We start from the raw sequence: 18,814 nt of genomic DNA, 5'->3' as shown, positions 1-18,814 counted from the left end.
CGTTACCCCCTCGAGGGGGCGATGCCTGCGGCCCGGCAAAGCCGGTTCCGCGGCATCCGCGAATCAGCCAGCGCCGCCGATGCGCTCCAGGCCACCCATGTAGGGCCGCAGCACCACGGGCACGGTCACGCTGCCGTCGGCGTTCTGGAAGTTTTCCAGCACCGCCACCAGCGCACGCCCCACGGCGAGGCCGGAGCCGTTGAGGGTGTGCACCAGCTCGTTCTTGCCCTGGGCGTTCTTGAAGCGCGCCTGCAGGCGACGCGCCTGGAAGGCCTCGCAGTTGGACACCGAGCTGATCTCGCGGTAGGTGCCCTGCGCCGGCACCCAGACCTCCAGGTCGTAGGTCTTGCTGGCGCCAAAGCCCATGTCACCCGTGCACAGGCTCATCACCCGGTAAGGCAGGCCCAGCGCCTGCAGGATGGCCTCGGCGTGGCCGGTCATCTCTTCCAGCGCCTCGTAGCTCTTCTCGGGGTGCACGATCTGCACCATTTCCACCTTGTCGAACTGGTGCTGGCGGATCATGCCGCGTGTGTCGCGCCCGGCACTGCCGGCTTCGGAACGGAAGCACGGGGTGTGCGCCGTCATCTTGATCGGCAGGTCGGCTTCGGCCAGCACGGTGTCGCGCACCACGTTGGTCAGCGTCACTTCGCTGGTCGGAATCAGGTACAGCGCCTGGTTCTCCTCAGCGCCCTCCTGCCCGCCCTTGTTCGCCGCGAACAGGTCGGCCTCGAACTTGGGCAGCTGGCCGGTGCCACGCAGGGTGTCGGCGTTGACGATGTAGGGCGTGTAGCACTCGGTGTAGCCGTGCTGCTGGGTCTGCGTGTCCAGCATGAACTGGGCGAGCGCGCGGTGCAGGCGGGCAATGGGGCCGCGCATGAAGGTGAAGCGCGAGCCGGCCAGCTTGGTGCCGGTGTCGAAGTCCAGGCCGAGCTTCTCGCCGATGTCCACGTGGTCGCGGACCGGGAAGTCGAAGGTCTTCGGTGTGCCCCACTGGCGCACCACCACGTTGCCCTCTTCGCCCGCGCCCACCGGCACGCTCTCGTGCGGCAGATTGGGCACGGCCAGCAGCAGGGTCTGCAGCTCGCCCTGGATCACGTCCAGACGCGCAGCCGAGGCTTCCAGCTCGGCCTTCATCTCGCCCACCTGGGCCATCACCGCGTCGGCCTCGGCGTGTTGCCCCTTGCCCTTGAGCATGCCGATCTGCTTGGACAGGCTGTTGCGCTGGGCCTGCAAGGCCTCGGTGCGGGTCTGCAGCGCCTTGCGCTCGTGCTCCAGCGCCTGGTAGGCGGACACGTCGAGGTAGGGCTGGGGGTTCTTGCGGGTTTCCAGGCGCGCGACGACGGCGTCCAAGTCTTTGCGGAGAAGAAGAATGTCAAGCATGGAAAGGATTGTAGGTTTGCGCCAAACAGGTGGTCAGCAGGCGCCGCTCGTTCGGGGCCAGCGCGGAACCGGCTCTGCCGGGCCGCTGCTGGCGCCCCCTGGGGGGTGACGCCGCAGGCGGCGCGGGGGGGGTCAATGAATGTGTTCCAGCGGGCCGTCGCCGTCGATCTTCAGCCCCTTGGGCAGCGGGAACTTGATGGTCTCGGTGATGCCGTCGAGCTTGCGCACCGAAATCGCGCCGAGTTCGCGCAGGCGGTCGATCACCTGCTGCACCAGGATGTCGGGCGCCGAGGCGCCAGCCGTCAGGCCCACGCGCTGCTTGCCGTCGAACCACTCGGCCTTCAGCTCGCTGGCGTTGTCGACCATGTAGGCCTCGGTGCCCAGGCGGTGGGCCACTTCGCGCAGGCGGTTGCTGTTGCTGCTGGTCGGGCTGCCGACCACGATCACGATGTCCACCTGCGGGCTCAGCAGCTTGACGGCGTCCTGCCGGTTCTGCGTGGCGTAGCAGATGTCCTGCTGCTTGGGCTCGCGCACCTTCGGGAACCGCGCCTTCACCGCGGCCAGGATGCCCGCCGTGTCGTCCACGCTCAGCGTGGTCTGCGTCACCACCGCAAGCAGCTCGGTCTGCTTCGGCTGCACCTTGGCCACGTCGTCGATGTCTTCGACCAGGTGGATGCCTTCGCTGAGCTGGCCCATGGTGCCCTCCACCTCGGGGTGGCCCTTGTGGCCGATCATCAGGAACTCGTAGCCCTCCTTGAACAGCTTGGCGACCTCGACGTGCACCTTGGTCACCAGCGGGCAGGTGGCGTCGAAGATGCGGAAGCCCCGCCGCTCGGCCTCCTTCTGCACGGCCTGGCTCACGCCGTGGGCCGAGAACACCAGCGTGGCACCGGGCGGCACCTCGTCCAGCTCCTCGATGAAGATCGCGCCTTTTTCCTTCAGGTCATTGACCACGTAGGTGTTGTGCACGATCTCGTGGCGCACGTAGATGGGCCGGCCGAACTTGGCCAGCGCGCGCTCGACGATCTCGATCGCGCGGTCCACACCGGCACAGAACCCGCGCGGCTCCGCCAGAAGGATCTCAGCCCCCACGCTCCCCACTTCGTGTGGTTCGCTGCCCCCCGAGGGGGCCCTCGCTTGCTTGGGGCGGCCCGGCGCAGCGCTCGATTTTTCGCTCATCAGAGCACCCCGATCAGCTGGACTTCAAATTTCACCGGCTGACCCGCCAGCGGGTGGTTGAAGTCGAACAGCACCGCACCGTCCTCGCGCACCTCGACCACGGAACCGGCGTACTGGCCCAGACCGTCGGGTGTGGGGAACTGCACCACGTCGCCCGCGGTGTACTTCTCGTGCGGGTCGCCCAGTTCGTTGAGCAGCTTGCGCGCGACCCACTGGACCATCTCGGGCTGCCGTTCGCCGAAGGCCTCGCCAGCGGCCAGGTCGATCACCGTGGTCGTGCCCTCTTCCAGGCCGATCAGGCGCTGCTCGATGGCGGGCGAGAGCTCGCCGGCGCCCAGGCTCAGGGTGGCGGGCTGGCCCTGCTCGAAGGTGTCGATCACCACCTTGCCCTGGGGGCCGGACAGGCGGTAGTGCAGGGTGAGAAAGGAGCCTTCTTGGACGTGTGTCATGGACAAATGGGGGATGAAACAGGGGGTGCGGCGGACGCAGCGCGCACAGGACGGCCCGGACGACGGCGCCGGGCGAGGGCCTCTATTGTAAAAACCGGCGACCGCCCCGGCGGCAACAGGGAGTACACACAGATGAATGGTTTGGCCGCCACCGGGCTCAAGAGCCTGCCCGCCGACGCGCGCCCGCGCGAAAAACTGCTCAGCCGGGGCCCCGGCGCACTGGGCGACGCCGAGCTGCTGGCGCTGCTGCTGCGCACCGGCATCAGCGGCAAACACGTGATCCAGCTCGCACAGGAACTGCTCGACCGCTTCGGCGGTGTCGGCGGGCTGCTGCACACCAGCGCGGAGGCACTCAAAACCGTCAAGGGTCTGGGGCCGGCGAAACGGGCCGAGGTGGTGGCGGTGCTGGAACTGGCCCGCCGGGCGCTGGCGCAGGAGCTGCAGCAGCGCCCGCTGTTCGACAGCCCGAAAGCAGTGCGCGAGTACCTGCAACTGCAGTTGGGCGCCCGCGCGCACGAGGTGTTCTGCGTGCTGTTCCTCGACAGCCAGAACCGGCTGCTGGCGCTGGAGGAGCTGTTCCGCGGCACCCTGTCGCAGACCTCGGTCTATCCGCGCGAAGTGGTGCTGCGCGCCCTGCACCACCATGCAGCCGCCGTGGTACTGGCCCACAACCACCCGAGTGGCGAAGCCCGCCCGTCGCGCGCCGACGAATCGCTGACGCAGTCGCTCAAGGCCTCGCTGGCGCTGGTGGACGTGCGGGTGCTGGACCACTTCATCGTCACCCGCGACCAGGCCGCCTCGATGGCCGAAATGGGCCTGGTCTGACAGGCCATGCCCCCTGGGCGAGAATTGCGCCACCATGAAAGTGCGCGCCCTCGCCGACCTCAAGACGCTGCAGAAGGTGATCGCCCAGCGGGCGGCGGCCGAAGCCGCGGCGCGCGAGGCCGAGCGCCTGCACGCGCTGCGCATGGACCGCGAAAAGCGCCTGTTTGAACTGGCGGTCGGCCCGGTGCGGCCCCTGCCCCATCACCGGCGCGTGATCCATCCACCCGCGCCGGTCTCCACCGAGCCGCGGCAGCGGCAGCTCGACGAGCACGCGGTGATGCGCGAGGCGCTGTCGGACGAGTTTGACGTCGAGACCCTGCTGCACACCGACGAGGCGCTGAGCTTCCGCCGACCGGGCCTGGGTCCGGATGTGACGCGCAAGCTGCGCGAGGGTCACTGGAGCATCCAGAAGCACATCGACCTGCACGGCCTGCGCACCGACGAGGCGCGCGAGGCGCTGGGCCGCTTCGTCCGCGAGGCCCACCAGCTGGGACTGCGCTGCGTGCGCGTGGTGCACGGCAAGGGGCTGGGCTCGCCGGGCCGCACGCCGGTGCTCAAGGGCCGGGTGCAGCGCTGGCTGGTGCAGAAGAAGGAAGTGCTGGCCTTCGTGCAGGCGCGGCCGGCCGAGGGTGGCGCCGGGGCGCTGGTGGTGCTGCTCAAGCCGGTGGGGCGCTGAGCCCCGCCGACTCACTGCGGCGTGTTCCGCATCCAGTCGGCGGTCTTGAAGAAGCTCTCGCGCAACCGCACCCGAAGGTCCTCAGGCACCCCGGTCTCGCCCATCGCCTGGTCCATGCAGGCCAGCCACTGGTCGCGCTCGACGATGCCGATCTTGAAGGGCATGTGCCGCATGCGCAGGCGCGGGTGGCCGAAGCGGTCTTCGTAGTGCGAGGGGCCGCCGAGCCAGCCGCAGAGAAACCAGAACAGCTTCTGGCGCGCATCGTCCAGCGTGCTGCCGTGCGCCACCCGCAGCTCGTGGTAACCCGGTTCGATGTCCATCAGGTCGTAGAAGCGGTCGACCAGGGCGCGCACACGGGCTTCGCCGCCGATCCACTCGAACGGTGTGGCGGGGGATACGGGGACGGACGTTTCTTGTTCGTTCATGTTGTTTGAAGTTCAGACTGCAGCTCGACGCAGCGTTTCGACCACCGGCGTGCGCAACACGCTGCGCAGGCCCCACCAGCCCGCCGCCAGCGCCAGCACGCCGCCCGCCAGGCCGCCGGCCAGCGGCACCCAGGGGGACGGCTGCCAGCTGAACTCGAAGGCGTATTTCGCCAGCGCCCAGCCGACGGCGATGGCCACCACCGACGCGAGCACGCCCGCCAGCAGGCCCACGCCGAGCAGCTCGACCCGCTGCACGTCGCGCAGCAGCTTCGAACCCGCGCCCACCGCGCGCAGCACCGCGAACTCGCGCTCGCGCTCGCCGCGTGTGGCCGTGATCGTGGCCAGCAGCACCACCAGACCAGCCGCCAGCGCAAATCCGAACAGGAACTCCACCGCGCTGATCACCTGACCCAGCACGCGCTGCACCTGCGCAATGGTCTGGCTCATGTCGACGTTGGTGATGTTCGGAAACTGGCGCACCAGCGCGTTGTCAAAGGTTTTGTTGGCATCGGGCACGCGGTAGGCGCTGATGTAGGTGGTGGGCAGATCGGGCAGCTGCGACACCGGGAACAGCACGAAGAAGTTCACCCGCATCGAACCCCAGTCGACCTTGCGCAGGCTGGTGATGCGGCCCTCGACCGGGATGCCCGCCATCTCGAAGCCGAGCCGGTCGCCGAGCTTGAGGCCCAGTTCTTTGGCCAGCCCTTCTTCCACGCTGAGCCCGTCCTGTTCCTCGGGCGTCCAGCGGCCGGCGACGATGTCGTTGTGGACCGGCGGCTGGGCGCTGTGCGAGAGGTTGAACTCGCGCTCGACCAGGCGCTGGGCGCGGTCGGTCTCGAAGTGTTCCGGCTGCACCGCAGCGCCGTTCACGCTCACCAGGCGGCCGCGGATCATCGGGTACCAGTCGTACTGGCCGATACCGCCGTCGGTCAGTGCCTGCCGGAACGGATCGGCCTGCTCGGGCTGGATGTTGATGACGAAACGGTTGGGTGCATCGGGCGGCGTGGCGTTGCGCCAGCTGGCGATCAGGTCGGTGCGCAGCAGCACCAGCAGCACCAGGGCCAGCAGCCCCACCGCGAGCGCGCTGATCTGCACCACGGCGTAGGCCGGCCGGGCGGAGAGCTGGCGCGTGGCCAGCACCAGCGCGCGCGGCGCGGTGCTCTCGTTGACGCTCCGGCGCAGCAGCCAGACCGCCGCCCAGCTCACCAGCGCAAACACCGCCACCGCGGCGGCAAAACCACCGACCGCGATGCCGCCCAGCTTGAGGTCGCGGCTGGCGGCCAGCAGCAGCACCGCAAAGCCGGCCACGCCCAGGCCCAGCACCGCCAGCGTGGCGGGCTTGAGCTGCCCGACATCGCGCCGGATCACGCGCAGCGGCGGCACCTGTGCCAGTTGCAGCACCGGCGGCAGGCCGAAGGCCATCATCAGCGTCAGCCCCATGCCCAGGCCCAGCAGCACTGGCCAGAACGTCGCGGCCGGCAGCGCCGACTCGACCAGCCCGGAGAGCAGCAGTACGAACACGTAGTGCAACCCGAAGCCCGCCAGCACCCCCAGGCCGCTGGCCACCAGGCCGACCACGGTGAATTCGAAGGCGTAGGCGCGCGCCATGGCGCCTTGCGACAGGCCGAGCACGCGCATCATGGCGCAGTCGTCCAGGTGGCGCTGGGCAAAGCCGCGCGCCGCAATGGCCACCGCCACCGCCGACAGCAGGGCCGCCAGCAGCGCGACCAGGTTGAGGAATTTTTCGGCGCGTTCCAGCGTCTGCTGCATCTCGGGCCGGCCGCCTTCGAGCGACTCCAGCCGCAACCCGCGAATCTCCGGTTTCTTCAGTTCGGCCTCTGCCCAGGCCACGTACTGCTTCACTGCGGGGTCGGCGCCCGCCACTGCCAGCCGGTAGCCGACGCGGCTGGCCGGCTGCACCAGGCCGGAAGCGGGCAGGTCGGCGGCATTGATCATGACGCGCGGCGCGAAGCTCATGAAGCCGGCGCCGCGGTCGGTCTCGACCACGATCACCTTGGCCAGCGTGAGGCTCGCGTCGCCCAGCAGCAGCGGCTGGCCGATCTGGAGCTGCAGCGCCGACAACAGGGCTGCGTCGACCCAGGCCGTGCCGGGGGCGGGAATGTCGCGGGTGGGCGCGTCGGCCGCCTCGGGGCCGTCGGCCACGCGCAGGCTGCCGCGCAGCGGATACCCGGGTGCCACCACCTTGAGCGCCACGAGGCGCGCCGCGCCGCCCTCTTCGTCCCGCGCCCTGCCCATGGTCGGGAAACTCAGGGTCTGCACCGTCTGCAAGCCCAGCTCGGCGGCCTTGGCGGCAAACGCCGGGGGCGCCGGCTGGTCGCTCTGGATCACCGCGTCGCCACCGATCAGCGCCCGCGCGTCGCGCTGCAGGCCACCCTGCAGCCGGTCGGCAAAAAAAGCCACCGCCGTCAGCGCCGCCACCGCCAGCGTCACCGCCAGCAGCAACAGCCGCAACTCGCCCGCGCGCCAGTCGCGCCAGAGTGAACGCCAGCCCAGGGACCAGAACGACACCGGAAGGGAATCAGAAGCAGCAGCCATCCGGCGACCTTACCGCAAGCGCATCAACCGCGCGCGACCGTATGGATAAGCATGAAACGCAGCCGGGGCGCACATTCCCGTCGAGAATGCCGTGGGTCCGGCTCCGCCGGCCCGCAGGCATTGCCCCTTGAGGGGCGGAGCCGGCTACACGCAGTGAGCCGGCGATGGGGGTGGACCTTATTTCGTGCCGAAGATCCGGTCGCCCGCGTCGCCCAGACCCGGCACGATGTAACCATGCTCGTTGAGCTCACGGTCCACCGCCGGGGTGTAGATCGGCACGTCGGGGTGCGCGTCGTGGAAGGTCTTGATGCCCTGGGGGCAGGTGACCAGGCACACGAAACGGATCGAGCGCGGGTTCGTGGCCTTGAGCCGGTCCACCGCGGCAACAGCCGAGTTGCCGGTGGCCAGCATGGGGTCGAGCACGATCACGTCGCGCTCCTCCATGCCGCTGGGCATCTTGAAGTAGTACTCCACCGCCTTGAGCGTGGCCGGGTCGCGGTACAGGCCGATGTGGCCCACGCGCGCGCCGGGCAGCACCTGCAGCATGCCGTCCAGAAAGCCATTGCCGGCGCGCAGGATGGAGGCCAGCACGATCTTCTTGCCATCGATCACCGGCGACATCATCTTCTCCAGCGGCGTTTCGATCTCGATCAACTGCATCGGCATGTCGCGCGTGAGCTCGTAGGCCAGCAGCGCCGACAGCTCGTGCACCAGCTCGCGGAAGCTCTTGGTGCTGGTGTCCTTCTTGCGCATCAGCGTGAGTTTGTGCTGGACCAGGGGGTGATCGATGATGTGGACGTCGCGGCTCATGAACGGGGACTCGAAAAAATGAATGGCCAGCCACCCTGGGCTGGCGCTGCCGCAAGTTTATGCCGCGGGGGGCGGCATGTCGTCGAAGACGATGCGCTGGGGGTGCGAGAAGCACAGGAAGCGCCTGTGCGTGGCCCGGCCGACGGCGCACAGGCCCACGCGCTGGGCCACGTGCAGTCCCATTTCGGTGATGCCGCTGCGCGAAACCACCACCGGCACCCCCATCTGGGCCGACTTGATGACCATCTCGCTGGTCAGGCGGCCGGTGGTGTAGAACACCTTTTCGCCTGCGGGCAGCGGCTGCTGCAGGGCCATCCAGCCCGCGATGGTGTCGACCGCGTTGTGGCGGCCCACGTCTTCCACGAACAGCTGCAGGTCTTCGTTGACGAACAGCGCACAGGCGTGCACCGAGCCGGCGGTCTTGTAGGTGCTGTCGTGCAGGCGGATGGTGTTGACGATGCCGTACAGCTGCGACTGACGCAGCGTGGCTTGCGGCGGCAGCACGATGCGGTCCACATCGTCCATCAGGCCACCGAACACACTGCCCTGGCCACAGCCGGTGGTGACCACGCGGCGTGCGGTGCGCTCCTCGATGCGGTCGATGCCCGCGCGCGTCACCACGGCGGCGGCGCCCACGTCCCAGTCGACGGTGATGGACTCGATGTCGTGCACGCCACCCACCAGCCGCTGGTTGAGCAGGTAACCCAGCACCAGCCATTCGGGGTGGGCCCCCAGGGTCATGAGGGTGACCAGCTCGCGCTTGTCCACGTAGACCGTGAGGTCGCGCTCGGCCGGGATTCGGATGGCGCGCGGCTGGCCGGACTCGTCCACCACCGTCACCTCGCGGGTGAGGTCGGCATGGACCTGCGTCAGGCGCGGCCGCAGCGCAGCAGCTTGGTCGGGGGCAACGGCGTGGGGCAGATCGGCCAAGTTCATGCGGTCAAGGATACGCCGCCGCGCGGACGGCGACAGCCGTCAGGACTTCTTGGCGGGGGCTGCCGCGGCAGGTGCGGGCGCCGCCGGGGCGGCAGGAGCCGCCGCCGAAGCCGGCGCCGGCCAGACAAAGGGGCCCGGATCGGCGCAGGGCGGCGTGGCCGTGGCCGGCTTGGCCGCCTTGCCCGCGGCGGCCAGGTTCTTCTGGTGGTTGGCCGCCGCCTTGTCCATCGACAGGCAGAGCTTGTAGGCGTCCACCTTGCCGGCGTGTGCGGTCTTGGCCTTGGCCTCCTCGGCCTTGGCCTTGGCGGCGTCGTCCAGCACGGGGGCGGGCAACTTGGCCAGCGTGGCCGTGGACACGGCGGCCAGCGCCATCAGCAGGAATGTCTTCTTCATCATGTCGTCCTCAGGGTCAGGCCTTGGCGGGCGCCTGCAGCGGTGCGGCCGGACCGGACTTGCTGCGCTGGGCGGGGATCTTGCCGGCCTTGACGTCGTCGTACCACAGCTCGTGGTGTTCCTTGGCCCAGGCCTCGTCCACATAGCCCGTCTTCATGGCGCCATAGGCGCCCTTGACGCCGACTGTGCCCATGTAGATGTGACCCATGATGAGCGTCATCATCACCAGCGCGCACACCAGATGCAGCATGTGGGCGATCTGCATGTCGCCACGCAGGTACAGCATGCCCGGCAGCAGCTTGTCCAGGAACAAGCCCGAACCCACCACCACGATGCCGGGAATGGTCACGCCCCACCAGAACAGCCCCTTCTCACCGGCGTTGAAGCGGTGAGAAGGCACTTCCTTGTCACTCAGCATGCCGCCGGCTTTGCTGAGCCAGACGAAGTCGGCGGCGTTGGCGATGTTGTCCTTGATGAAGGTGATCACGATGATCAGCAGCGACACCGCGAACAGCGGGCCCACGAAGTTGTGGACATTCTTCAGCGCGAAGGTCAGCCAGCCAAACAGCGTGCTGCCGATCACCGGCAGCAGGAAGAACTTGCCGAAGGCCATGACGATGCCCGAAACCGCCAGCGCGATGAAGGCGCCGGCGTTGGACCAGTGGGCGGCGCGCTCGAACGGGGTGAAGCGCTCGATCTTGCGGCCCGTGTCGGGCAGGTGGCCGCCCAGCGGGCCCTTGGTCTTGTAGAAGATCGCCAGCGTCAGCAGCACGATGAAGAGCAGCGCACCGCCGTAGGGGATCAGCCAGTCGTTGCGCACTTGGCGCCAGGCCTCGCCCGCGGTCGTCAGACGCGAACCCGGGTACTGCACGAAGGGCTGGATCAGGTTGCCGGCCTCGGGCGCCTGCGTCACCGGCAGGCTGCTGTAGCCGGTCACGCCCTTGCCCACATCGCGCCACATGGGCGCGTTGTTGCCGGGCTGCACCAGCTTGCGCTGGGCATTGGTCTGGCTGGCGTAGTTCGGGTCGGAGCTGGCGTCGGGCGCGATCTCGAAGATGTTCGCGCTCTTGACGCCGCCCACGGCCGGGGCCGCCTGCTGGGTGGCGGGCGGTGCGGGATCGTCGGGCGGGGTGCTGGCGGCCTGTGCGTGGACCAGGCCCAGCGTCCCGGCCAGCGACAGCGCCACGCCCCAGCCGCGCAGTCGGGCAAAGGTAGGTTGGCTCATGCGCGGTTCCTCACTGAGAGCTGACGCGGGTGTAGTCGTTCATGCCGTACTGGGCCCGCGCCTTGAGCTGCTGCTCCCAGCTGGCCTTGTCGCCGACCGTCCATCCCGGCTGCTGGTACTGGCTCTTGCCGACGCCGGCATAAGGCGCGGTGTCCTGGCGCACACCGGTGGTTTCCTGGGGCTTCTCGCCACAGGCGGAGAGGACCGTGGCGGACGCCAGCAGTCCGAGGATCGTCAGGGTCTTGCGCATCACGACTTGGTCCCTCCCTGGGCGGTGCCGTAGGCCGTGCCCCAGCCCCAGACTTCGGCGCCCTTGCCACGGCGCAGCACGCGGCTGCGGAAGATGTCGGCAACCACGTCGCCGTCACCGGCGAGCAGGGCCTTGGTCGAGCACTGCTCGGCGCAGGCGGGCAGCTTGCCCTCGGCCAGGCGGTTGCGACCGTACTTCTCGAACTCGGCTTCGCTGCCGTGCTCCTCCGGGCCACCGGCGCAGAAGGTGCACTTGTCCATCTTGCCGCGCACACCGAAGGTGCCCTGGCTGGGGAACTGGGGGGCGCCGAAGGGGCAGGCGTAGCTGCAGTAGCCGCAGCCTATGCAGACGTCCTTGTCGTGCAGCACCACACCTTCGTCGGTGCGGTAGAAGCAGTTGACCGGGCAGACCGCCATGCAGGGCGCGTCGCTGCAGTGCATGCAGGCCACCGAGATCGACTTCTCGCCCGGCACGCCGTCGTTGAGCGTGACCACGCGGCGGCGGTTCACGCCCCAGGGCACCTCGTGCTCGTTCTTGCAGGCGGTGACGCAGCCGTTGCACTCGATGCAGCGCTCGGCGTCACAGATGAATTTCATTCGTGCCATCGCGCGTCTCCTTATGCTTTTTCGACGTTGCAGACCGTCGTCTTGGTTTCTTGCATCATGGTCACGATGTCGTAACCGTAGGTCGTGGCGGTGTTGATGGCCTCGCCGCGCACCACCGGCATGGCGCCGGCCGGGTAGTAAGCCTTCATGTCCTCACCCTGCCAGCGGCCGGAGAAGTGGAAGGGCATGAACACCGTGTGCTCGTCCACCCGCTCGGTCACCAGGGCCTGCACGTTCAGGCGCGCACCGGTGGGGGTGCTGACCCAGACGCGCTCGCCGTTGCGGATGCCGCGCGCCGCCGCGGCGGCCGGGTTGAGCTCGATGAACATCTCCTGCTGAAGCTCGGCCAGCCAGGGATTGGAACGCGTCTCTTCACCGCCACCTTCGTACTCGACCAGCCGGCCCGAGGTCATGATGAACGGGAATTTCTCGTGGACCTTGTCCTCGACGTTTTTCTGCTGCAGCGACTTGTAGAGGATGGGCAGGCGCCAGCGGTTCTTCTGGTCGTCGTGGCTCGGGTACTTGGCCACCAGGTCGGGACGGATGCCGTAGATCGGCTCGCGGTGCTGAGGGATGCCGTCGGGGAAGTTCCAGACAATCGCGCGCGCCTTGGCGTTGCCGAACGGGTGGCAGCCGTGGGCCATGGCCACGCGGATGATGGCGCCCGTCGGGTCGGTCTTCCAGTTCTTGCCTTCGGCCTTGGCCTTCTCGGCATCGCTCAGGTCGTCCCACCAGCCCAGCTTCTTGAGCAGCAGGTGGTCGAACTCGGGATAGCCGGTGGTGATCTCGGCACCCAGCGAATGCGAGCCGTCCTCGGCCAGCAGGCTCACGCCTTCACGCTCGACGCCGAAGTTGGCGCGGAAGTTGCCGCCACCGTCCATCACGTGCCTGGAGGTGTCGTACAGGTTGGCCGAGCCCGGGTGCTTGATCTCGGGCGTGCCGTAGCAGGGCCAGGGCAGGCCGAAGTAGTCGCCGGACATGTCGTAGCCGGTTTCCTTGTCCACCACCTTGCCCTTGCACTTGAGCGTCTTGATGTCGAAGGCGCCCATGTTGCGCATGTGGGCCTTCAGGCGCTCGGGGCTCTGGCCGGTGTAGCCAATGGTCCAGACGCTGCGGTTGATCTCGCGCAGGATGTCCTCGGGCACGGGCTCGTCCAGACCCTTGACCTGCTGCATCTTGTAGTTCTTGCACAGCTCCTTGTCGAAGCCCAGCTTCTGCGCGAACTGGTACATGATCATGTGGTCGCTGCGGCTCTCCCACAGCGGGTCGATCACCTTCTCGCGCCACTGGAGGGAGCGGTTGGATGCGGTGCAGGAACCGCTGGTCTCGAACTGCGTGGCCGCCGGCAGCAGGTAGACCGCGCGGTCGGGGTTCAGGTCTTCAGGCTTGCCGGGCATGGCGGCCATCGCCGCGGTGGCCGAGGGGTAGGGATCGACCACGACCAGCAGGTCCAGCTTGTCCATCGCGCGCTTCATCTCCAGACCGCGGGTCTGCGAGTTGGGCGCGTGGCCCCAGAAGAACACGCCGCGCAGGTTGTGCTCCTGGTCGATCAGCTCGTTCTTCTCCAGCACACCGTCGATCCAGCGCGAGACGGTGATGCCGGGTTTTTCCATCATGCCCTCGGCGTACTGGGCCTTGATCCAGTCGTACTCCACACCCCAGGCGGCCGCGAAGTGCTTCCAGGAGCCGGCGGCCAGGCCGTAGTAACCCGGCAGCGAATCGGGGTTGGGGCCGACGTCGGTGGCGCCCTGCACGTTGTCGTGGCCGCGGAAGATGTTGGTGCCGCCACCACTCTTGCCCACGTTGCCCAGCGCCAGCTGCAGGATGCAGGATGCACGCACCATGGCGTTGCCGATCGAGTGCTGGGTCTGGCCCATGCACCAGACGATGGTGGCGGGCTTGGCTTCGGCCATCATCTTGGCCACCTTGGCCATCTGCTCTTCCTTGACACCGCAGGCCTCTTCGACGGCCGCCGGCGTCCACTTGGCCAGCACCTCTTCACGCACCTTGTCCATGCCATAGACGCGGTCGTTGATGTACTGCTTGTCTTCCCAGCCGTTCTTGAAGATGTGGTGCAGCAGCCCGAACAGGAAGGGAATGTCGGTGCCTGAGCGGATGCGCACGTATTCGTCGGCCTTGGCGGCTGTGCGGGTGAAACGCGGGTCCACCACGATCATCTTGCAGCCGTTCTCCTTGGCATGCAGCATGTGCAGCATGGACACCGGGTGCGCCTCGGCCGCATTGGAGCCGATGTACAACGCGCACTTGCTGTTCTGCATGTCGTTGTACGAGTTGGTCATCGCGCCGTAACCCCAGGTGTTCGCGACGCCGGCCACCGTGGTGGAATGACAGATGCGCGCCTGGTGGTCGCAGTTGTTGCTGCCCCAGAAGCTCACGAACTTGCGCAGCAGGTAGGCCTGTTCGTTGTTGTGCTTGGACGAGCCGATGAAGTAGACCGAATCCGGGCCACTGGCTTCCTTCAGCGCCTTCATCTTGGCGGTGATTTCGTCCAGCGCCTGGTCCCAGCTGATCTTCTGGTACTTGCCGTCGACCAGTTTCATCGGATAGCGCAGGCGGTATTCACCGTGGCCGTGCTCGCGCAGGGCCGCGCCCTTGGCGCAGTGCGATCCCAGGTTGATCGGCGAGTCGAACACCGGCTCCTGGCGCACCCAGACGCCGTTCTCCACGATGGCGTCGGTCGCACAGCCCACCGAGCAGTGGGTGCAGACGGTGCGGCGGACCTCGATTTTTCCCGTGCCGTCGATCGAGCCACCCGCAGCGGCCTTGGCCTTCTTGACCAGGGTCAGCTGCGAGGCGGCGATGCCGACGCCGACACCCAGACCCGAGCGGCGCAGGAAGGACCGGCGGTCCATGGTGGGCAGCGCCGACGCCAGGCCGCGCTGCAGGCTGTGAACAAAGGCGTGGCTGCGGCCAGTGGCGGCCGCGCCCGCGGTTTTTTTGGTGAGCAACATCGTGGGGCTCCTCGGGTTCAGATCCGGGTGGTCTTGTAGTACTGCTTGACGTGATCGGTCAGGCTGTAGCCACCGCCCCGCTCGGGAGCCGGGCGGGCGGCAGCCTCGGGTTCGGGCGTGCCCTGCACTGAGGGCAACAGGCTGGTCGCAGCGGCCAGCGCACCGACGGTGCCAGCGCCCGCAAACAGCGTGCGGCGGCTCAGGCGGCCGCGGGATTCGGGTTGGGGCTTGCTCATGCGTGTCTCCTGTGGAACGACGTCCGGCTGGCGTGCACGGCACATCATGTGGACTTTTTGCATATGTGGAATCTAACCAAGGCCCAGTGCCGGCGCAAGCCGACGCCATGTGCCGACCCTCAGCGCCGGAGCGGGTTGACAGCCCGGCCGACGCGCCCCATTTGCGCCGGCATGAAAGCGACGACAACCCAGCGAGAACCATGCCAACCCGACACCAGCACCTGTGACGGTATCCGGGGCGCTTGATCGCCCTTGAAACATCCGAATTCAAGGGAATACCCGCACCTCAGGCACCGCAGTCGCCCATCACGCCGACAAGCTGTCGAGGCCAGTCGCGACAATTTGTCGCGACCCACATCCCACCATCACCGCTGCTCCGGCGGGCCACGTTGTCGGATCGGCGCCAATATCCGAGTGAATTGCTCCACCTCCTCCGTAGAATGCCGCCGGGTGGACACCTCACCTGCGCCTATCTCCTCCCCCGACAAAGGCCTTGAAGGCTGGCCCGACTGGTCCATCCTGGTCGTGGACGACGAGCAGGGCATGCTCAATTTCCTCGTCAAGACGCTGGCGCCACGCTGCCACTTTGTGATGAGCGCCACCAGCGCCGAGGAAGGCGCCGACTGGCTGCACGGCCACCACGCCGACCTGGTCATCCTCGACATCTCGCTGCCCGGCAAGAGCGGTGTGACCTGGCTCAAGGAGTTGCGCGAGCAGGGCTTCAGCGGCGAGGTCATCCTGATCACGGCCTTTGCCGACCTGGACACCGCCATCGAGGCGCTGCGCGCCGGTGCGTCGGACTTCATCCTCAAGCCCTTCCGCGTACCCCAGATCCTCAACGCCGTGAAGCACTGCTTCGAGCGCTCGCGGCTGCGGCGCGAGAACTTCGTGCTGCGCCGCGCGGTGGCCAGCTCCAACGGCCGCAACCAGGCGCTGGTGGGCGCGTCCGAAGCGATGCAGCGGCTGCGCGCCTCGGTGGCTCGCGTGGCACCGGTGGACAGCACCGTGCTGCTGCAGGGCGAGTCCGGCACCGGCAAGGAGCTGGTGGCCCGCACCCTGCACGCCAACGGCCCGCGGGCCAACGGCCCCTTCGTGCCGCTCAACTGCGCCGCCGTCTCGCCCGAGCTGATGGAGAGCGAACTCTTCGGCCACGCCCGCGGCGCGTTCACCGGCGCTGCGCGGGCGCGCGAGGGCCTGTTCCACTACGCACAGGGGGGCACGCTGTTCCTCGACGAAGTGGCCGAACTGCCCCTGCCGATCCAGGCCACGCTGCTGCGGGCCATCGAAGACCTGAAGATCCGCCCGGTGGGCAGCGAACAGCTGGTGCCGCTGAACCTGCGCATCATGGCCGCGAGCAACCGCCGCCTGGCGGACGAGGTGGCCGCGGGCCGCTTCCGCAAGGACCTGTATTTCCGGCTGCAGGTGGTGGAGCTGAGCCTGCCACCACTGCGCGAGCACAAGGCCGACATCCCGGCCCTGGTGCAGCACTTCATGGAGCAGCTCGCGCCCGCGCTCGGCGTGGCGCCGCTGGCGATCAGTGCGCAGGAGCTCGACTACCTCGCGCAGTACGACTGGCCGGGCAATGTGCGCGAGCTGCGCAACCTGATCGAGCGCTCGCTCATCCTCGGTTCGCTCAACATCTCGGCCCTCTACCCCGGGGACCCTGTGCGCAGCGCCGGCACCGAGGCAGGGGCCCCCATGGATCTGGCGACGCTCGAGAAGCAGCACATCCTCAGCGTGCTCGACTCGGTGCAGGGCGACAAGACCCGCGCGGCCGAACTGCTGGGCGTGTCGCGCCGCACGCTGGAGCGGCGCGTGGCCGAGTGGGGTCATGGCTCACAGGCGTTCGGCCGCTGATGAAGCTGCCCACACCGCGCTGGCTCGCCACCTCGGTGCGCAACAAGCTGCTGGCCATGGCGCTGCTGCCGCTGCTGGTGGTGTTCCCCCTCCTGGTGCTGGCCATCGCGGTGTGGAGCAGCGTCACCTACGACCGTCTGCTGATCACCAAGGTGCGCAGCGATCTGGCCGTGGCGCGCGGCTACTTCGACCAGACCCTGGCCGAGGTGGGCAGCGGCACGCGCGGCGTGGCGCGTTCGCAGCGCCTGCTGCAGGCCATGGCCGGTGGCGACCTGGCCGCACGCCTGGCGGCCGACCGGCTGGAGCTGGGGCTGGACTTCCTGCTGCTCATGCGCCAGGACGACCCGAGCGCCACCCTGCCCGCCGGTGTGGCGTCGCTGCTGCAAACGGCCGCGACGACGCCCGCAAGGTCCGCGCAGATCGTGCGCCTCTCGCGCGACGAACTCGCGGCCCTCGCCCCGCGGTTGCTTCCTCGCCTGCACATCCCGCTGGTGAGCACGCGCAACGCCGCGCCCGATGCCCGCGCCACGGAAGACCGCGCCCTGGTGCTGCTGGCACTGCAGCCGGTGCGTGATGAAGCCGGTCAGCCCCAGGCTCTGCTGGTGGGCGGTCTGCTGCTCAACCAGAACCTGGACTTCATCGACCACATCAACCGCATCGTCTATCCCGAAGGCGCCCTGCCCTTCGGCAGCGAGGGCACCGCCACCCTGTTCCTCGACGACGTGCGCATCACCACCAACGTGCGCCTGTTCCAGGACCAGCGCGCCATCGGCACCCGCGTGTCGCAGACCGTGCGCGACCGGGTGCTCGGCCAGGGCGAGACCTGGCTGGACCGCGCCTTTGTTGTCAACGACTGGTACGTCTCGGCCTACGAACCGCTGCTGGACGCCGCGGGACAGCGTGTGGGCATGCTCTACGTGGGTTTCCTGGAGTCGCCCTTCCGCTGGGTGCGCCACGCCATGCTGGCCGTCATGGGCCTGATCTTCCTGGCGGTGATGGCGGTGTCGGCCTGGTTCTCGGTGCGCTGGGCGCGCAGCATCTTCAAACCGGTGGAGCAGATGAACCGCACCATGCAGCGCGTGGAGGATGGCGAGAGCGCCGCACGCGTGGGTGCGCTGCCGGCGCGCGACGAACTCGGCGCCCTGGCCAGCCACCTGGACCAGTTGCTGGACGTGATCGACGAGAACACCACCGCGCTGCGCCGCTGGGGCGAAGAGCTGGACCAGAAGGTGGCCGAGCGCACGCGCGAGCTGGAGGAGAGCAACGCCTCGCTGCGGCTGGCGCAGCAGCAGCTGGTCAAGAGCGAAAAGCTCGCCGCCATCGGCCAGCTCACGGCCAGCATCGCGCACGAGATCAACAACCCCATTGCGGTGATGCAGGGCAACCTCGACCTGATCCGCGACACCCTGGGCCCGCAGGCCCGGCCGGTGACAGCAGAGTTCAAGCTGCTGGACGAACAGGTCGAGCGCATGCGCCTGATCGTCACCCAGCTGCTGCAGTACGCGCGGCCCACCGAGTACGCGGGCTATGTGGAGACACTGGACCTCAACCGCACGGTGCACGACTGCCTGGTGCTGGTGGCGCACCTGCTGGCGCAGACCCGCATCGAGGTGGTGCGCGACCTGCAGGCCACGCAGCGCGTGGGCCTGAACCGGCAGGAACTGCAGCAGGTCATCATCAACCTGCTCATCAACGCCATCCAGGCCATGCCGCAGGGCGGCACGCTGCGACTGCTCACACGGGACTGGGCCGACGAGCACGGTGCGTGTGGCGCACTGCTGCAAGTGCAGGACTCGGGGCCGGGGCTGGCACAGGGCGTGGCCGAGCGCCTGTTCCGGCCCTTCTTCACCACCAAGAACGACGGCAACGGTCTGGGCCTGTGGATCAGCCTGGGGCTGGTGGAGCGCTATGGCGGCGGCATCGGCGCGGGGAACCGGGAGGATGGCCACAGCGGTGCCGTGTTCAGCGTGCGGCTGCTGACCGAGCCGCAGGCGCCGGCGGCGGTGAACACACGGGACGGACGGCCCGGCGGATGAACCG

17 protein-coding genes are annotated in these 18,814 nt (G+C 68.4%); 4 read left to right on the top strand and 13 right to left on the bottom strand.

The genetic code is table 11. The features are described 5' to 3' along the window. Positions 1-63 precede the first annotated feature (63 nt). From serS to HPF_RS06820, 3 genes are all read right to left on the bottom strand, one after another. Entirely contained in the window at positions 64-1,380 is a 1,317-nt protein-coding gene (gene serS, locus HPF_RS06830; protein WP_133156135.1) for a serine--tRNA ligase, read from the bottom strand. Between the two features lie 132 nt (positions 1,381-1,512). Then, positions 1,513-2,472: a 4-hydroxy-3-methylbut-2-enyl diphosphate reductase gene (gene ispH / locus HPF_RS06825; RefSeq protein ID WP_243721696.1), complete on the bottom strand. Its 960-nt coding sequence runs from the start codon at positions 2,470-2,472 to the stop codon at positions 1,513-1,515. An 86-nt stretch (positions 2,473-2,558) separates the two neighbouring features. After that, on the bottom strand, positions 2,559-3,008 hold the full coding sequence (locus HPF_RS06820) for an FKBP-type peptidyl-prolyl cis-trans isomerase (protein ID WP_066149701.1): 450 nt from the start codon (positions 3,006-3,008) through the stop codon (positions 2,559-2,561). Between the two features lie 132 nt (positions 3,009-3,140). Between HPF_RS06820 and radC the strand changes: the two genes are divergently transcribed. Next, positions 3,141-3,833: a RadC family protein gene (gene radC / locus HPF_RS06815; protein WP_066149698.1), complete on the top strand. Its 693-nt coding sequence runs from the start codon at positions 3,141-3,143 to the stop codon at positions 3,831-3,833. Between the two features lie 34 nt (positions 3,834-3,867). Then, positions 3,868-4,509 (top strand): Smr/MutS family protein, encoded by a 642-nt coding sequence (locus HPF_RS06810; RefSeq protein ID WP_079367018.1) that lies wholly within the window; start codon positions 3,868-3,870, stop codon positions 4,507-4,509. Between the two features lie 11 nt (positions 4,510-4,520). Here HPF_RS06810 and HPF_RS06805 read toward each other — a convergent pair whose 3' ends face one another. The 10 genes from HPF_RS06805 to HPF_RS06760 form a co-directional block, all read right to left on the bottom strand. After that, positions 4,521-4,934, bottom strand: a complete 414-nt coding sequence (locus HPF_RS06805) for a group II truncated hemoglobin (RefSeq protein ID WP_127802913.1) — start codon at positions 4,932-4,934, stop codon at positions 4,521-4,523. 12 nt (positions 4,935-4,946) lie between these two features. Then, on the bottom strand, positions 4,947-7,490 hold the full coding sequence (locus tag HPF_RS06800) for an ABC transporter permease (RefSeq protein WP_133156133.1): 2,544 nt from the start codon (positions 7,488-7,490) through the stop codon (positions 4,947-4,949). A 177-nt stretch (positions 7,491-7,667) separates the two neighbouring features. Further along, positions 7,668-8,300 carry a uracil phosphoribosyltransferase gene (upp, locus tag HPF_RS06795; RefSeq protein WP_079367021.1) on the bottom strand — a complete coding sequence of 211 codons (633 nt, stop codon included), beginning with the start codon at positions 8,298-8,300 and terminating at the stop codon, positions 7,668-7,670. A 57-nt stretch (positions 8,301-8,357) separates the two neighbouring features. Further along, a complete protein-coding gene (locus tag HPF_RS06790) occupies positions 8,358-9,236 on the bottom strand; it encodes a formate dehydrogenase accessory sulfurtransferase FdhD (protein ID WP_133156132.1) in 879 nt (292 codons plus the stop codon). 39 nt (positions 9,237-9,275) lie between these two features. Then, complete coding sequence (locus tag HPF_RS06785; RefSeq protein WP_133156131.1) at positions 9,276-9,632, bottom strand: hypothetical protein; 357 nt, start codon at positions 9,630-9,632, stop codon at positions 9,276-9,278. A gap of 13 nt (positions 9,633-9,645) precedes the next feature. Then, complete coding sequence (locus HPF_RS06780; RefSeq protein ID WP_079367024.1) at positions 9,646-10,854, bottom strand: formate dehydrogenase subunit gamma; 1,209 nt, start codon at positions 10,852-10,854, stop codon at positions 9,646-9,648. A gap of 10 nt (positions 10,855-10,864) precedes the next feature. Beyond that, positions 10,865-11,104: a hypothetical protein gene (locus tag HPF_RS06775; protein ID WP_127802925.1), complete on the bottom strand. Its 240-nt coding sequence runs from the start codon at positions 11,102-11,104 to the stop codon at positions 10,865-10,867. Next, positions 11,104-11,709: a formate dehydrogenase FDH3 subunit beta gene (gene fdh3B / locus HPF_RS06770; protein ID WP_066149674.1), complete on the bottom strand. Its 606-nt coding sequence runs from the start codon at positions 11,707-11,709 to the stop codon at positions 11,104-11,106. Before fdh3B ends, HPF_RS06775 begins: the two co-directional genes overlap by 1 nt. 11 nt (positions 11,710-11,720) lie before the next feature. Further along, positions 11,721-14,681: a formate dehydrogenase subunit alpha gene (locus HPF_RS06765; protein WP_133156130.1), complete on the bottom strand. Its 2,961-nt coding sequence runs from the start codon at positions 14,679-14,681 to the stop codon at positions 11,721-11,723. Between the two features lie 17 nt (positions 14,682-14,698). Further along, positions 14,699-14,917: a formate dehydrogenase gene (locus HPF_RS06760; RefSeq protein WP_066149667.1), complete on the bottom strand. Its 219-nt coding sequence runs from the start codon at positions 14,915-14,917 to the stop codon at positions 14,699-14,701. 450 nt (positions 14,918-15,367) lie between these two features. Here HPF_RS06760 and HPF_RS06755 point away from each other — a divergent pair, with 450 nt between their 5' ends. Together HPF_RS06755 and HPF_RS06750 are read left to right on the top strand one after the other, a co-directional pair. After that, positions 15,368-16,774, top strand: a complete 1,407-nt coding sequence (locus HPF_RS06755; RefSeq protein ID WP_243721695.1) for a sigma-54-dependent transcriptional regulator — start codon at positions 15,368-15,370, stop codon at positions 16,772-16,774. Next, positions 16,774-18,810 carry a sensor histidine kinase gene (locus HPF_RS06750; protein WP_133156129.1) on the top strand — a complete coding sequence of 679 codons (2,037 nt, stop codon included), beginning with the start codon at positions 16,774-16,776 and terminating at the stop codon, positions 18,808-18,810. The genes HPF_RS06755 and HPF_RS06750 overlap by 1 nt, the downstream gene beginning before the upstream one ends. The last annotated feature ends 4 nt before the right edge of the window (positions 18,811-18,814 follow it).

The sequence above is a fragment of the Hydrogenophaga pseudoflava genome (assembly GCF_004353865.1).
In the GTDB taxonomy this organism is placed as follows: Bacteria; Pseudomonadota; Gammaproteobacteria; order Burkholderiales; family Burkholderiaceae_C; genus Hydrogenophaga; species Hydrogenophaga pseudoflava.
This window is presented reverse-complemented; position numbering and strand designations above follow the sequence as displayed.